Below are 17,153 nucleotides of genomic sequence, written 5' to 3' on the forward strand. Positions count from 1 at the left end.
GCTTCTCCTCGCTCATGATGGCGTTTCGGTTTCGTTATTCGACAATGCTGCCCATCGCCAACTGCTCGCAAATTGCCCGTCCGAGTACGTCGGCGTGGAACTTGACGATCGTCTCGTGATCGCCCGGGATCGTCACGACGTCGATACGCGCGGAGTCCAGGACGGCATCCCAACCCAACCGTGCGGGCAGCGTCGGGTGCCCTTCCAGCGGCGTGATCGAGGTGTCTTGAGCGGCGAAGACACATGCGCGTGCGTCGATCGGCTTCGGCTTCCAGCGGTTCATCGCCAGCCCATGCGCCACCAATCGTTCGAGAAATTGGCGGTTTTCGTCGGCCGACTCGTAAGACAGGTGCCACAGCGGCCGACTGCTCTGCCTGCGCTGCTCGATGGCCTGCACGATCAGCTCGATCAGTTCCGCGGCACTTGAGACGCCTTCGAACGCGATCGTCGCCGGATCGAAGTCGGTGAAGTTATTCACCGCGAATGAATACAACGCCAGCACGGCGGCCCGATCGGCATCGCCGCGCGTCGAATGCGCCGGCAAGGTCGTATCGAAGAGCCCGAGAAATTCGATCTCGTCGCCCTGTGCCGTCAGCTGCGTCGCGATTTCGTAGGCGATCAGCCCGCCGAAGGACCATCCCGCGAGACGATACGGGCCGATGGGTTGAATGCGCTTCATGATGCCGATCGCGCGTGCGGAGATCGCCTCCATCGTTCGCGGCGGTTCGACACCAAGACGCGTCGGCGGCAAGCCATACACGGGAATGTCGGGATCGATGTGCTCGGCCAAATGGCCGAAGTACCACGAATAGCCCTGTAGCGTATGCATCAAGAACAGCGGACGGCGCGTGCCCGCCGTGTTGAATGCAACGAAATCGGCCTCGGGTCCGGTTCCTTCGTTGCCGCTCGGGGCGCCCCCTTGCGCTCTGGCCCGCTCCGCTTGGACGAGACGCGCCAGCGCTTGCACGGTACGCGTGTCGAATAGGCTGCGTACGGTGAGCCGCACGTGCAGCGTTTTCCCGAGGCGCGCCATGACCTGCGCGGCCATCAACGAATCGCCGCCGAGCGCGAAGAAATTCTCGCGCCGCCCGATCCGTTCGATACCCAAAGCCTCGCACCAGTGTGTTGCGATCGTCGTTTCGATCGGCCCTTGCGGCTCCTCGGCGGCCGCGTCGGTCTGCGCCGCTGCGGCACCGATATCGATCGCTGCCAAAGCGAGCCGGTCGAGCTTGCCGTTCGGCAGCTTCGGCATCGATTCGATTCGCACGAAGCGGCTCGGCACCATATGGGCGGGAACGCGATCGAGCAGCCAAGCATGCAACGCGTTGGCGTCGAACGGCATGCCCGGCCGAATCGCACAAAATGCGACGAGCCGGATCGCGCCGTCCACCTCGCGGCCCGTCGCCGCGGCGGCCGTGATGGCCGGATGCGCGGCTAAGGCGTGTTCGACTGCGGGCAATTCGACGCGCTGCCCGCGCACTTTGATCTGGAAGTCTTCCCTGCCGAGATGCAGCAATTGCCCGTCGGGCAGCCAGCGTCCAATGTCGCCCGTCCGCATCATCCGAGTGCCGTTCGGGTGCTCGACGTAGCGCTCGGCCGTCAGATCCGGCCGTCGCCAGTACCCCGGACCGACGCTCGCGCCTTCCACATACAGCTTGCCGACGGCGCCGACCGCGACGGGCATCAAGGCATCGTCGAGCACGTGCACGCGGGTATTCGCGATCGGGCGACCGGACACTACCGTGGCGGTCGTGCCGGCGAGCGCCGAGCCCGATGCGTAGCTGATATCGTTCAGCTCGCTACAGCCGTAGTTGTTGTGCAGTTGCGCCCATGGCATGCATTGAGCGAAGCGCTCGTACACGCGCCGGTTCAACGGCTCTCCGGCCGTGGTCACGTGACGTACGCTTTTCAGCCGATCCGCATAGTCGAGCAGCACGGCGAGATGCGACGGCACGAGGTTCAAGCGCGTGATGCGATAGTCGTGAACGGCCTGAGCAAAGGCCGGGGCATCCTTGACGACGATGTCGGGCAAGATCGCCTGCGGGATGCCGACGAGTAGCCCCGAGAGCATTTCCTTGATCGACGGCACAAACGACATCGACGTCTTCTGTCCGACGATCTCGTCCGGCGCGAAGGGGGTTCGCGTCCATAGCGCCTGCAAGCAGTTCAGCACCTGACGATGCTCGACCACCACGCCTTTCGGCTCGCCGGTCGAACCCGATGTGTAGGCGATATAGGCGATATCGCTCAGCCGCGCGGGCCGCGCTTCGAACGTTGCCGTCTCGCCCACCGATGCTTGCGGCTCGAGCACCAGCAGCTGGGCTGCCGCCTGTGCGTGCGCGGCGGCCAGCGCAGGTGTCGTCAACACGATAGCGGGCTGTGCGTCGAGCAACGTCCGCGCGACATACGCCGGCGGATACGACGGATCGATCGGCACGTAGGCGCAGTTCAATTTGAAGCATGCCAACACCGCCGCCAGAAAATCGGGGGAGCGCGGATGATGGAGCACGATCCGTTCACCCGGCCCGACCCCCTTGGCCTGCAGCGCATGAGCGATCGCGTCGGCGCGGCGATCGAGCTGCACGTACGTCGAACGCTCCCCCTCGAAGAGGCATGCTGTTGCATGCGGCCGTGCGGCAACCTGCCTTGCGAATAGATCGACGATCCCGGCTGCTTCGAATTTGCTGCTCGGTCCGCTCGCGCACGCGAGGAACCGGACCTCGGCCGGCGTCGATCGGCTCAGTGTCGAGAGTCGTGCATCGGGCGAGCCCACCAGTCGTTCGAGAAGATCCAGCCATACCCCGAGCAGGAGTTCGACGTCTTCGGCACGGAATCGTGCTCGGTCGAAATTCGCGACGATGGTCAAATCGGCGTGTTGACCAAAGAGTTCGATATCGAGCGCGGATTGCGCCGGTCGATCGACCGTCTGCGGCAGACTCTCGACGCTGAGCCCGTTGCTCCAGTCGCGCAAATCGACCGCAGGCACGCTCTGATGGCGCAGCATGATCGGCACCGGCGAGCGTCCGTCCGTCTGCCGCATTTCGGGGACGAGCGCGAGCATGCGTTCGAACGGCAGCGCCTGGTGTTCCAAGGCGCCGAGCACGACGTCGCGGCCCTGTTCGATCAACGCTCGACCGGTCGGGTCGCCCGACAAATCCAACCGCAATGGCAAGATGTTGACGAAGAAGCCGACGAGCGCTTCGAGTTCCGGTGCGTCGCGCCCGGCCGTCGTCGTGCCGATGCATAGATCGTCGCGTCCCGTGCGGCGCTTGCAGGCGATCGCGAACGTCACGAGGAACAGTGTGAATACGCTGGTGCGGTGCGCGGCGCTCAAATGAGCGATCGAACTGGCCAACGCGTGGGGAACCCGGCGATGTATCTGTCCGAGCGCACCCGGCTTGGCACTCGGCGCCGAATCGTCCGTGCCGAGATCGATCGGCCTATCGTAGCCGCGCAGCACGTCGGTCCAGTAGCGACGCTCGCGCGCCATGTCACGCAGCCGTTGCTGCCGAGCGTAATCGGCATATTGAATCGGCAGCGGCGGCAGCACCTGCGACGTGGCCGCTACGGTCTGGTCCGTATGCGCGGCATATAGCGCACGCAGATCGCGGATCAGCACGCTTAGCGACCACCCGTCGGACACGATGTGATGCATCGACAGCGACACGACATGACGGATCGGCGTCACACGCCATACGCGGACGGTGAACACCGGCCCTTGCTTCAGATCGAACGGCTTGCCTGCGTGCTGGGCGAGCGCGGCGGGCAGTTGGGCTTCGCTAGCCTCGTCGAACGCGATGGGTAGGGGCCGAGGGGGATCGACGATCTGCACCGGACTATCGGTGTCGGCATCGAAATCGAAGCGCGTGCGCAGCGGTTCGTGCCGCGCGACGAGCGCATCGACGGCGGCGCGTAGCGCGTCCAGCGAGAGCGGTCCGTCGAACGCGAGTGCCCCATGCATGTTGTAGGCGCTTCCGCCGTCGCGTTGCTGAATGAGCCACAACCGTTCTTGCACGTAGGAAAGCGGTAACGGTCCGGTACGACCTTCTATCGTCGGCACGCCGGTCTGTCCAGATTCGTCGGCGGCGTCCGCGGGCGCGTCGCTTTCGCCCGGTATCCCATGCGCGCCGAGGTGGGCAGCAAACGCCGCGAGATCCTTCGCCTCGAACAACGCCCGCAAGGTGGCGGCCGCGCCGAACACGGCACGCAGTCTGCCGATCGCCCGCACCGCAAGCAGCGAATGACCGCCGAGCGCAAAGAAATTGTCGTGCCGGCCCACGCGAGGCACGTCGAGCAAGTCGGCCCACACTTGTGCGAGCGCACGCTCGAGTTCGCCGACAGGTGCCTCGTAGGACGCGGCTGCGTCCGCCTCGAAACCTGGGACCGGCAGCGCGCGGCGATCGACCTTGCCGTTGAGCGTCACCGGTATCCGCTCCAGCGCGACGAACGCGGACGGCACCATGTAATCGGGCAGGCTCGCCCGCAGTTCGGTTTGCAGCGTGCCGACATCGCACGGGGTGCCGACGTAGTACGCCACGAGGCGATTGTCGCCGGCCGCATCCCTGTGCGCGAGCACGATCGCTTCGCGCAAGCCGTGGGCCGTCAACTTGGCTTGCACCTCGCCGGGCTCGACCCGGAAGCCGCGGATTTTCACTTGAGCGTCGTTACGTCCCAGGTATTCGATATTGCCGTCCGCGCGATATCGTCCCAGGTCGCCTGTCCGATACATGCGGGCGTTAGGCACCGGCGAGAATGGATCGGGCACGAAGCGCTCGGCTGTCAATTCGTCTCGATTCAAATAGCCGAGTGCGAGGCCATCGCCGCCCACGTAGATCTCTCCGGCGACGCCCACGGGCACCGGCCGGCGCGAGGCGTCGAGCAGATAGACGCGCGTGTTCGCGATCGGGCGGCCGATGGGCACGATCCGGTCGTCGGCATGCCGCGCGTTCAGTTCGTACGTCGTCGAAAACGTCGTCGATTCGGTCGGGCCGTAGCAATGGATAAAGTGTTGCGGCGGGCTATCGTGCAAGATCCGTCGAATCGAACGGACGTCGGCCGCATCCCCGCCCGTCAGCAGATAGCGCAACGTCGGGAACACGTCGGCCAGTGCCTCCACGTGCGCGCTCAGCAGGCCGGCAACGAGATGGAGCACGGTGACGCCCTCGGCGCGCAGCAATGCCGCCAGATCGGGAGGCGACAGCAGCACGTCGTGCGGTACGACCACGAGGCACGCACCGTTGAGCAGCGCGCCCCATACTTCCATCGTGCTGGCATCGAACGCCGGGTTCGAGGTGAAGGCGATCTTGTCGTTCGGGCCGAACGACGCGTAGCCGTTGTTCAAGACCAGCCGATTGATGCCGCGGTGCGCAATGACGACGCCTTTCGGCTCGCCCGTCGACCCCGACGTGTACATGATGTACGCCGGTGCCGGCATTCGTTCGGATACGGAACCCGCATCGAGTGCCAGCGTGGTGTCGCCGCTTGCCTTCAGTAGCGCGCCGACGTCGATGTCGATTCGCGCCGCACGGGCTTGCGCGGGCAGTTCAGCCCCTTCCCTTGTCAGCACACACGTCGCACCGCAATCGCTCAGCATGTAGCACTGACGCTGCGCAGGCGCGTTGCGATCCAGCGGCACATAAGTCGCCCCGCATTTGAGTGCGGCGAGCTGCGCGACGATCAGCGCCGCCGATCGATCGAGCAGCAGCGCCAAGCGATCGCCCGGTCGAATGCCCGAATCGATCAGGGTGCGGGCGAGCCGGTCGGCGCATCGGTTCAGTTGCGCGTAGGTCAGTGTGGCGCCAGTGTCGATAACGGCCGGCGCCTCGGGCGAGTGCAAGGCCATCCGTTCGAACAGGATGTGCACGGCCTCGTCGCGCGGGAAAGCACGTTCGGTCGCGTTCCAATCCGTCAGCAGTTGCGCGCACGCCTTCTCCGAGAGGATCGGTAGTTCCCGCATCGGCGTATCGGGACGATATTGGCGTTGGCCTTCCAATGCGTCCGCAAGCGCGTGCAGCGCGTGTTCGACATAGCCGCACAGGCGCGCCGGATCCTGGCCCGGCGCGAGCTGCGCCGTCAGTTCGAATGCATCGCGCAGGTCGTCGACGCTCAGCGCGCAGGGGTAGTTGGTCCGTTCCTCCCCGTCGAAAATATGGATGCCTTGCCAGGCGCCCTGCTCCGTCTGCGTCGAGGAACCGCGCGGCGCGCTATGACGGAAATTGAGCAGCGCGCTGAATAGCGGCATCGGCGGAGCGATGGCGCCGCACCGCTGCGCGAGCGCGAGCGATGCGTGCTCGTGGCCCAACAAGTCGGACAATCGACGATGCGTCTGTCGGATGGCATCGCGTACCGCCGTGTCCCCTAGTTCGATCCGGATCGGCAGCGTGTTGATGAATAAACCGAGCGCTCGCTCCACGTCGGCGCGCGCTTGCCATCGCCCGAGCAGCACGGTACCGAACACGACGTCTTCCCGCCCCGACAAGCGCCCCAGTACTTGTGCCCAAGCCAGATGGAACACACTGGCCACCGTGACGCCAAGGGCACGCGCCAACCGGCGCAGCCGGCTCGATAGATCGGCATCCAAGCGACGTCGCGCCTCGCGGACGGACCCATCGTCGTTGCCGACATCGACGAGACCGTACGGCAAGGTCGGTTCGTCGACATCGGCAAGCATTTGCTTGAAGAACGCTTCGTCGTCGCGCTCGTCGGCGTCAAGGCGTGCGCGCGCGACATACTCGCGCAGCGGCGACGGCGGGGGCAAGCTGCCCGCATCACCGAGCAACTGAGCGCGAACCTCGGTCAACAGGATTTCGATGCCCGTATGATCGAGCACGATGTGATGGAACAGCAGCACGCCGAGCCACCGCCCCGACGCCGGATCGCACGCGACATGCAGCGCCATCGCGGGCGCTAGACGCAGGTCCAACCGGTAGTGTCGCGGATCGACTCGTTGCGCGAGTTGGGCATGAATGTCGCCGTCGCCCGCGTCGAGCGACACCTCGTGCACGGGCAGCGCCGCACGGCGATGGACCACCTGTACCGGTTCGCGCAAGCCCTCCCAGGCAATGGACGTCCGCAACACGTCGTGGCGATCGATCGTCGCTTGCAATGCAGCGATGAAGCGTTCGAGCGCGGCGAGGTCGTCGCACGCGAAACGCGCTTGCAGCAAATAGGCGTCGCCGCGTTCGGCACTCAGATGGTGATAGAGCACGCCCTCTTGCAATGGCAGCAGCGGGTAGATGTCCTGAACGTTCTGCGCCCCACCCGGCACGCTAGCGACGATGGACTCGATCTCTCGCTCCGCCAGCGTCACGAGCGTCAGCATCTCCGGAGCAATATGTTCGGCGGCGTCCGGGATCAGATTCGGCGGTATGGCGGCGTCTCGGGCACCGCGGCCGCCGCATGCGGACTCGATATCTTCGGCCAGCGCACGGAGCGTGGGTGCGGCGAACAGTGCACTGACCTCGGTGTTCAAACCCGCCTGCCGCAACCGTTCGATCAGGGAAACCGCGAGCAGCGAATGCCCGCCCAGTTCGAAAAAGTTGTCGTACCGGCCGACTCGCTCGACGCCGAGCATCGCCGCCCACACACGCGCTAGCGTCTGCTCCACCTCGGTGACGGGCGGCGCGAAGTTTTGCATGGCGGCCTCGCTCGCGCCCGGCGCGGGCAGCGCCTTGCGGTCGAGTTTGCCGTTGGCCGTCAGCGGCAACGCGGGGATCGCGACGAACGCGTTGGGCACCATATGGCGAGGCAGATCGCGCAGCGCGACATCGCGCATGGCCGGTTCGCGTTCGATCCCGCCCCCGCCCGTGTAATACGCCACGATGCGCAGCTCGCCGGGCAGATCCTCACGCACGATGACGGCCACTTCGCCCACGCCCTCCACCGCGCTCAATACGGCTTCGATCTCGCCCAGTTCGACGCGGAAGCCGCGGATTTTGACTTGATCGTCGTTACGCCCCAGATATTCGATCGTGCCATCGGGCAACCATCGGCCCAGATCGCCAGTTCGGTACATCCTGGCCGCTGGCGCGGACCCGAAGGGGTCGGCGACAAACTTTTCCTCGGTCAGTTCGGGGCGATTCAGGTAGCCGCGCGCCACCTGTCCGCCGCCGATATGGATTTCGCCTGCAATCCCGATCGGCGTCGGCTCGCCTCGGGCATCGAGGATATAGACGAACGTGTTGGCGATCGGACGGCCAATCCCGACGACGGCATCGTCGAAGCACACGGCGCCGGAGGTGGCGACGACGGTCGCCTCGGTCGGGCCGTAGTTGTTGACGACCACCTGCCCTCGCGCGAGCCCATCGAGCGGGCGCTTCAACCGTTCCCCGCCCACCAGGACCGTTCGAACGCCGGGATTGCCGCGCCCGGTGGCATACGCGAGTTCGGCGAGCGGGGTGACGAGGAAGCTGACGTCGACCGGCTGCTCACGCCACCAATCGAGGAGTTTTTCCGGATCGCCGGCCGTCGCCGCGGGCGGTAGGAGCAAGGTGGCTCCGCTGCATAGCGTCGGCCAAATCTCCCATGCGGCCGCATCGAAGCCCACGCCGGCCATGGCCGTGGTGCAATCCCCCGGTTGCAGGGAAAACTCGGCGATGTGCCATTGCACCAGATTCAGCAAATGGCGATGCTCGACCATCACGCCTTTCGGCTGTCCCGTAGAGCCCGACGTATAGATCACGTAGACCAAGTCGCAAGCCGCCGGTTCGGGCAGATCGATCGACACAGAGGGCGCGGAAGGCACGGAAGCCAAAAGCGTCGCCTCCTCCCTACCCAGGACGTTGTCGATATCGATCGTGGGCACGCACACGGCATCGAAGCGATCTGCCGTGCGGGCATGAACGAGCAGGGCCACGGGACCGCTATCGTCCAGCATGTAGCGCAGCCGTGCAGCGGGATAGCTCGGATCCATGGGAACATAGGCGCCGCCAGCCTTGATGACCGCCAGCAGCGCAACGATCATTTCCGGACTGCGTTCGACGCAGATCGCGACGCGCGCGTCTCGCGTCACGCCCTGCGCGATCAGGCGTTGTGCGAGACGGTTCGCGCCAGCGTCCAACTCGCGATAGCGGTACGCCCGATTCTCGTAGCGCAGCGCCACGGCGTCCGGTGTCCGGCAGGCCGCGCGTTCGAACAGCGCACGCACGGTGCCGTCCTGCGGATAGCGCGTCGCCGTTGCGTTGAAGCCGCCCAGCAGCGCGTGCCGCTCGTGCTCGGGCAAAATCGCCAACGCGTGCATCGGGGTTGGCGGCGCATGCTCGAGTGCGTCGCACAGGCTCGCAAGGGCTTGCGCCATATAGCCGGACACGCGCGCGGCATCGATGCCGTCGACGGCCTGTACCGTCATCGACAATCCGTCGCCCCAATCGTCCACCGACAACACGAGCGGGTAGTTGGTCCGTTCGTGCGCATCGATCATCTCGATCCCGCGCCGCTCGGATGGCTTCGCATCGGCCGGCGTCGGCGTTTGGCTATGGCGATAGTTCAGCAAGGCGCCGAAGAGCGGCGACGATGCGGGCACGCCGCTACACCGCTGCGCGAGCGCGAGCGAAGCATGTTCGTGCTCGAGCATCGAGGCGAGCCGGCTCGCCGTCGACTTGACCGCTGCGCGCACGTCGGACGCGCCGACATCGACGCGCAACGGCAATGTATTGATGAACAAGCCGACCGCCCGCGCGGTATCGCTGCGGTTTTGAAAGCGGCCGAACAGCACGGTCCCGAACACGACGGTATCCGTGGGGCCGCCGAGCACCGACAGCACGCGCCCCCAGGCCGCATGAATCAGGCTGGCCGCGCTGGCATCGAGCGCGCGCGCTTGAGCGCGTATCCGTTCCGCCAGCGCCGACGGCACGGCCAGCCGATGTTCCACGACGGCGCCGCCATCGCCCAGCACTTCGGCCCGGCCGTACGGTAGCGTCGGCTCGTCCACGTCGCCCAGCATGTGCCGGAAAAAAGCCTCATGCTCGGCTGCGCCGATTCCGAGCTTCGCTTGAGCCACGTAGTTCCGGTAAGGCATGGGGTGCGGCAGTTGCGCAGCCGGATCGGCCAGCAGGGCCTGCAGTTCCTCTTGCACCACCGCGAGCGCCGCGTGGTCGAGCACGAGGTGGTGGAACATCAAAAGCGCCACCCATCGCCGGCGAGTTTTTTCATAGGCGAAAGCCACGCGCAGCAGCGCGGGACGCCTGACATCGATTCGCGTATGGCGGGTATCGAAGTGCGACCGCAGCGCGGCGACGACATCGCCGTCGGCCGGTGCGAGCGCGAGCGAGTGCACCTCGAGCGGCGCATGCCGCCACACCACTTGCACCGGCGCCTCGAGCCCTTCCCAGACGAAGCCGGTTCGCAACACGTCGTGCCGCGCGATGACACGTTCGAGCGCCGCGACGAAATCGTCGAGCAGTGCGCGGCGCTCGAAGCAGAACGTCCCTTGGCTCAGGTAGGGATCGCCTTTCGTTGTCGATAAATGATGGTAGAGGATCCCCTCCTGAAGCGGGGCAAGCGGATAGATGTCTTGAACGTTCGACGCGCCGCCGGGCACCTGGGCCACGATCGAATCGATCGCCGCCTGCGAAAGATCGACGAGCGTAAGCATGGCGGGCGTAATGCGCTGCGCACCCGCCGGAACGAGATTCGGCGGGATCGCCGGTTCCGGGCTGGCCGTGGTGACATGCTCGGCCAGTTCGGCGAGCGTCGGCGCCGAAAAGAGCAGCCGGATTTGCGCATGCAGGCCCACCCGCCGCATCCGCTCGATCAGCGCGATCAACAGCAGCGAATGGCCGCCGAGTTCGAAAAAGTTGTCGTGCCGGCCGATCCGATCCACCTTCAGCAATGACGCCCAGATCGACGCCAAGGTCTGCTCGCGGCCTTCGCGCGGCGCTTCGTAGCGCACGTGCCCGTAGGCGGCGCGCTCGGGCGCCGGCAGTGCCGCGCGGTCGAGCTTGCCGTTCGGCGTCAATGGGAACGCGTCGAGCCGCACGTAGGCCGACGGCACCATGTAGTCGGGCAGGCGCTCGGCGAGCGATGCGCGTAGCGTGTCCGTGTCCGTCGCCGTGCCGGTCACATAGGCCACGAGCCGCTTGTCGCCACCCGCCTCCTCGCGCGCCACGACGACGGCCCCATCGACGCCCGCGACCTCCGACAGTCGCGCTTGAATCTCGCCCAGTTCGATTCGAAAACCCCGAATCTTGACTTGGTCGTCGTTGCGGCCGACGTACGCGATATGGCCGTCGGGCAGCCATCGGCCCAGGTCGCCGGTGCGATACATACGGGCACCCGGCATGGTTGCAAAGGGATCGTCGACGAATTTTTCCGCCGTCAACTCGGGCCGATTCCAATACCCGCGCGCGACCTGCGCACCGCCGATGTGAATTTCGCCCGCGATACCCTCCGGCACCGGATGACCGTGCGCATCGAGCAGATAGATCCTCGTATTGCTGATCGGCCGGCCGATAGGCGGATGCTCGGCGAAGCTCGATCGTTCGCCTGCGCCTGCGCCTGCGGCCGTCCACGCCGTGACGTCCACGGCCGCTTCGGTTGGGCCATAAAGGTTATGAACCGTGCCGGCAGGCAAGACCTCGTGACAACGCCGCAGCAGATGCCCCGGCAGCGCTTCCCCGCTGCACACGACATGAGACAGGCTCGTGCATCGCGCGGCCCGCGCGCTCTCCAGGAACGCTTGCAGCATCGACGGCACGAAGTGCGCGATCGTGACGCGCTCGCGTTCGATCGCCTCGCATAGATAGATAGGATCCTTGTGCCCCTGAGGGCGGGCTAGGACCAATTGCGCGCCGGCTAGCAGCGGCAGAAAGAACTCCCAGACCGAGACGTCGAAGCTGAACGGCGTTTTCTGCAAAACCACGTCGTCAGCGCGAACGTCGAGCGCGTCCTTCATCCATCGCAGCCGGTTGACGACAGCATGATGTTCGTTCATCACCCCCTTGGGACGGCCCGTCGATCCCGACGTATAAATGATGTACGCGAGATCGTGGGCGCCTAGGCCCGGCACGATCGGCGGCACCGCCATCGCAGCCGAGATCGGAAACCCGCGCTCGCCGAAGCCGCTAATATCGAGCGTCGGCACGGCGGCATCCGCGAACACGTTCGCGGTCTGCGGCTGGATCAACAAGACCGCGGGCTGGCTGTCATCGAGCATGTAGGACAGCCGCTCTTGCGGATAAGCCGGGTCCAAGGGTATATAAGCGCCCCCGGCCTTCAGAATCGCCAACAGCCCGACGACCATCTCGGGGCTTCGCTCGACGCAGATCGCCACGCGCGCGCCGGCCGTCACGCCACATTCGGCCAGACGATGAGCCAGCGCGTTGGCGCGTTCATCGAGCATTCGATACGTGTAGCTTTGGGCTTCGTAGCGGATCGCGATCGCATCGGGCGTACGCCGCGCCTGGCATTCGATCAGCCCATGCACCGTCTCCCCTTGCGGATACGGCATGGCAGTCGCATTGAACGCATCGAGCAACCGTTCGCGTTCTTCGGCCGGCAGCACCGGCAACGCGTGCGTGGCCGAGCCCGGTGCCGATTCGAGCGCATCGCACAGCCCATCGAGCGTTTGTAGAAGATAGCCGCACACGCGCGCAGCGTCGATCCCTTCAGCCGCCTGTGCCGTCAATGAGAACGCGTCGCCCCGATCGTCGACGGACATGACGAGCGGGTAATTCGTGCGCTCGACGAAATCGAGGATATCGATGCCTTCCCAATCGAGCGGCGATCCGGACGCGTCCGTGCCGGAATCGGCATCGCCGTGCCGAAAGTTGAGCAACGCACCGAACAGCGGGAGCGGAGCCTGCACCCCGCTGCATCGCTGTGCAAGCGCGAGCGTCGCCTGCTCGTGCGACAGCAGCGCACTCAAGCGCGCATGCACAGCCCTCACGGCGTCGCGCACCGGCAATGATCCAACGTCGATCCGAACCGGCAAGGTATTGATGAACATGCCCATCGCACGTTCGACGTCGCCGCCCGAGAGCAAACGCCCCATCAGCACGGTGCCGAAGACGACGTCGTCGCGGCCCGACAGCGCCCCCACCACGCGTGCCCAGGCCAGGTGATGGAGACTGGCGACGCTCACGCCCAGCGCCTTTGCATGACGGCGCACGCGTGCGGTCGAGGCCGGCGGCAGGATGCGTGTCGCCTCGCGCACGCCATGACCGTCGCCGCGCACGTCGGCGATACCGAACGGCAGCGTAGGTTCCGTCACATCCGCCAACATCTCGCGGAAGAACGCAGCATGAAATGTCTCGTCGGCGCGAGCGCGCGTCTGTTCCACATAGCGACGATACGCAAGCTGTGGAGGCAACGCGTGGCCGTCGCCGCGCATGATGCGCGCCACTTCTCGACGCAACAACCGCAGCGACGTGGCATCGTCGATCAAATGGTGAAACAGCAAGACGGCATACCACGTGTCGCTATCCAGCGAGCGCGCATAGGCGATCTTCATCAACGGCGCACGGGCCAGATCGAACCGCACCCGCCGCGGATCGAAGCGCGCTTTCAACTGCTCCGATGCGCTCTCGCCATCGCCCCCGCTATCGCTATCGCTATCGCCCGAGAGAATCACCTCTTCGGTTTGCAGGCTGGCATGCCGCAATACGACTTGCATCGGCTCGTCGAGCCCTTCCCAAATGAAGAGGGTGCGCAAGACATCGTGCCGCGCAACGACTTCCTGCAACGCCGCGATCAACGCGTCCAATCGGGCCCGGCTATCGATACCGAGCACGACGCGAATGAGGTACGGGTCGCCTTCGGCGGCCGTCAGATGGTGATACAGGATGCCTTGCTGTAGCGGCGCGAGCGGATAGATGTCTTGGATATTGGCGCTGCCGCCCGGCACGCGCGCCGCGATCCGATCGATCGCGGCTTGCTCTAGCCCGGCGAGCGGCAGCATCTCCGCCGTGATTCGCGTGCAGCCCTCGGGAATGCGGCTATCGGCCGCCTCAGGTGCCGTGGCGGTGCCGACGGCCGCGGCGAGGGCCGCCAGCGTCGGCTGGCCGAACAGCACGCGGATGTCGGCGCGCAACCCTTCCCGTCGCATCCGTTCGATCAGGCTGACAGCCAGCAACGAGTGCCCGCCCAGCTCGAAGAAGTGATCGTGGCGGCCCACGCGCTCCACGCGCAGCACGTCGGCCCATATCCGAGCAAGGGCTTGCTCGCGTTCGCCTTGCGGCGCTTCATAGCCGCTCGATCGAAGCTCGTCGTCCGACGGCGCCGGCAACGCTCGCCGATCCAGTTTGCCGTTTGGCGTCAATGGAAAGCGCTCGAGGTGCACATAGGCGCTCGGGATCATGTAATCGGGCATGCGGGATCGCGCGTGTTCACGCAATGCCGCGGGCTCGCGATGCGAGCCGATGTAATAGGCGACGAGCCGCTTGTCGCCCGCCCGGTCTTCGCGCGCGAGCACGATCGCCTCGGACACACCCTCGGCCTGCGCCAAGGCTGCTTCGATCTCCCCCAGTTCGATCCGAAAGCCGCGTACTTTGACTTGATCGTCGTTCCGCCCCAGATATTCGAGGCTGCCGTCGGCCAGCCAACGCCCCACATCGCCGCTGCGATAGAGCCGCGCGCTCGAAGCGGCATCGAACGGATGACGCACGAATCTGGCCTCGGTCAGCGCGGGACGATTCAAATAGCCGCGTGCGACGCCGGCTCCTCCGACGTATAGCTCGCCCTCCACCCCGATTGGGACCGGCCGCATCTGCGCGTCCAACACATGAACCTGCAAGTCCGGGATGGGCGTACCTACCGAATTGGCGGCAGGCCGCTCGCCGCCGTCGACGTCTTCCGGGCCGATCGGCCGGTACGTCACATGGACGGTCGTCTCGGTGATGCCGTACATATTGACGAGTTGCGTATCGACATTGACGTCCCGCTCGAACCACGGCGTCAACATCGACACTTCGAGCGCCTCGCCGCCGAAGACGACCGTGCGCAAGCGATGGCGACGCGCGTTCTCGCCCTGCGCCGCGATCAGTTGCCGGAACGCGGTGGGCGTTTGATTGAGGACCGTGACGCCCTCCTCGCACAGCAGGGCATAACACTCGCCGGGAGACCGGCTAACCAGATAGGGGACGATAACCAATCGCCCGCCCTGCAGCAGCGCGCCCCATATCTCCCAGACCGAAAAATCGAAGGCGAACGAATGGAACAAGGCCCAAACGTCGTCGGCACCGAACCCGAACCAAGCGCCCGTCGCGTCGAACAAGCGCACGACGTTCCGGTGCTCGATCATCACGCCTTTGGGTTGCCCCGTGGAACCGGACGTGTAGATGACGTAAGCGAGCCGATCGGCGCCGTGGTTCCCCGCATCGAGGTTGCCGGCCAGCGCCGACGGCCCCGACCGATACCGTTCATCGTCCAGATCGAGCACCGGCACCTTGACGTTGGCGGACGATACCGGCTCGCGTGTCGCGGCCTGGACGAGCACGGCAACGGGTGCGCAATCGTCCAACATCCAGGCAAGGCGTTCGGGCGGATAGGCCGGATCGAGCGGTACATAGCCGGCCCCCGCCTTCAGAATCGCGAGCAAGCCGACGATCGTCTCGATGCCGCGCTCGGCGCAAATCGCCACGCGATCGTCGGCGCCTACGCCGAGGGACACCAGATGCCGCGCTAGCCGGTTGGCACGCGCGTTCAGCTCCGCGTAAGTCAGCGAACGACCGACGAATGTCAGCGCCACCGCGTCCGGTTGGCGCGCAGCGATCCGCTCGAAGCGCGCGTGAAGCGTTTCGTTCGCAGGGAACGCCGCTTTCGCCTCGCTCCATTGCGCGAGCGTGCGCCGCTCGGCCGGTGTCGTCAGCGCAAATTGTTCGACCGGTCGCAGCGGTTCGGCCAGCCCCTGTTCGAGCAACCCGAGCAAGCGCTCGGCCGTCGCCTCTATCTCGCCGGCGTCGAGCCAGGCGAGGTTGTACATGAAGTGGATCCATGCACAATCGTCGTGAGGATTCTCGCGGATATGCAGCATGAGCGGCATTTGCTCGTGCCCGTTCGACAGCATGTACATGCGCGCCCGCCCCTCGCCGAAGCGCAAATCGTAATCGTCGCGTTCGTACGAGACGGACACGTCGAACACTTGCGCGCGCTGCGATTTCCATAGCTCGACGGCACGATTGAGTTCGCTCAGCGGGAACCCCTGATATCGATAGTCTTGCTTGAGCGCCCGCCCGACCGACTGCAGCAGCGCATCGAACGTCAGGCTGCCGTCGAACGGCAAGCGGACCGCGCTCACGCCCACGCACATACCGGCCATGTCCTTCAGACGCGCATTCGGCCGGTTCAACACCGGAACGCCGACCACGATTTCATCGCGTTGCTTCGTCCGCGCGTAGTAGAGCTGCAGCGCGGCTAGGATGACGTGGAACGCCGTGGCGCCGCGCTCCCGTGCGAACGCGACGATGCGCTCGTAGAACGCCCGCGGGAGTTGGGCAGCATGGTGTCCGCTCGGCGAGGCGGCGCCCTCCGGCTGGCCGATGTCGTGTCTCGCGAACAACGGATCGGGGACCGAGCGGTACTTGTCGAACCAGTAGGTGCGCTGCCGTTCGAATTGAGGCGAGGCGCGATACGTGCCGTCGCGTTCGACGAATTCCCGGTACGAGGGCGCCGCCGGCGGAAGCGCCGCCTGCTCGTTCAATGCCGTATAAATACGGCACAAGGAATCGACGAGCACCCCGATCGCCCATCCGTCTACGATCAAATGATGAAAGTTGACGGTAAAAAAGTAGTTGCCGTCGCTCAGCTTCATCAGCTCGAAACGGAACAACGGCGCCTCGCCGTTCAACGGAAACGGTGCCTGCAATTGCTGTGCAGCCCACGCGCACGCCTGCGCCCGAGGGTTTTCGCAAGCGGAGAAGTCTCGCAGCGGCACGTCCACTTTTACCGCGTTTGCGATCGCTTGCCGCGGGAAGCCATCGTCGTCGGTGGACGGCAGCAGCACGATACGCAGCGCATCGTGCCGTTCGATCAAGAGATTGACCGCTTGCTCGAACCGTTCGGCGTCGACAGGTCCTTCGATTTCGGTATAGCCGCCGATTTTATAGACAGGGGCATCGCCATGAACGAGTTGGTCGAGCCAAATTTCGCGCTGGGCGGTAGTGAGCGGAAAAGCTTCCGAAAGCAACGAGCTGCGGATCATGCGTGTTCCTCATGCAGGC

General features: G+C 65.4%; 1 protein-coding gene. It reads right to left on the reverse strand.

The genetic code is table 11. The features are described from left to right. Positions 1-34: 34 nt before the first annotated feature. On the reverse strand, positions 35-17,134 hold the full coding sequence (locus tag ACTHN9_RS00780; RefSeq protein WP_440534843.1) for an amino acid adenylation domain-containing protein: 17,100 nt from the start codon (positions 17,132-17,134) through the stop codon (positions 35-37). Between the last annotated feature and the right edge of the window lie 19 nt (positions 17,135-17,153).

This window comes from Trinickia sp., assembly GCF_051953405.1.
Classification (GTDB): domain Bacteria; phylum Pseudomonadota; class Gammaproteobacteria; order Burkholderiales; family Burkholderiaceae; genus Trinickia.

Coding starts and splice junctions, on each gene's coding strand:
- ACTHN9_RS00780 (WP_440534843.1), bottom strand. CDS start 17,134: ATGATCCGCAGCTCGTTGCTTTCGGAAGCTTTTCCGCTCACTACCGCC.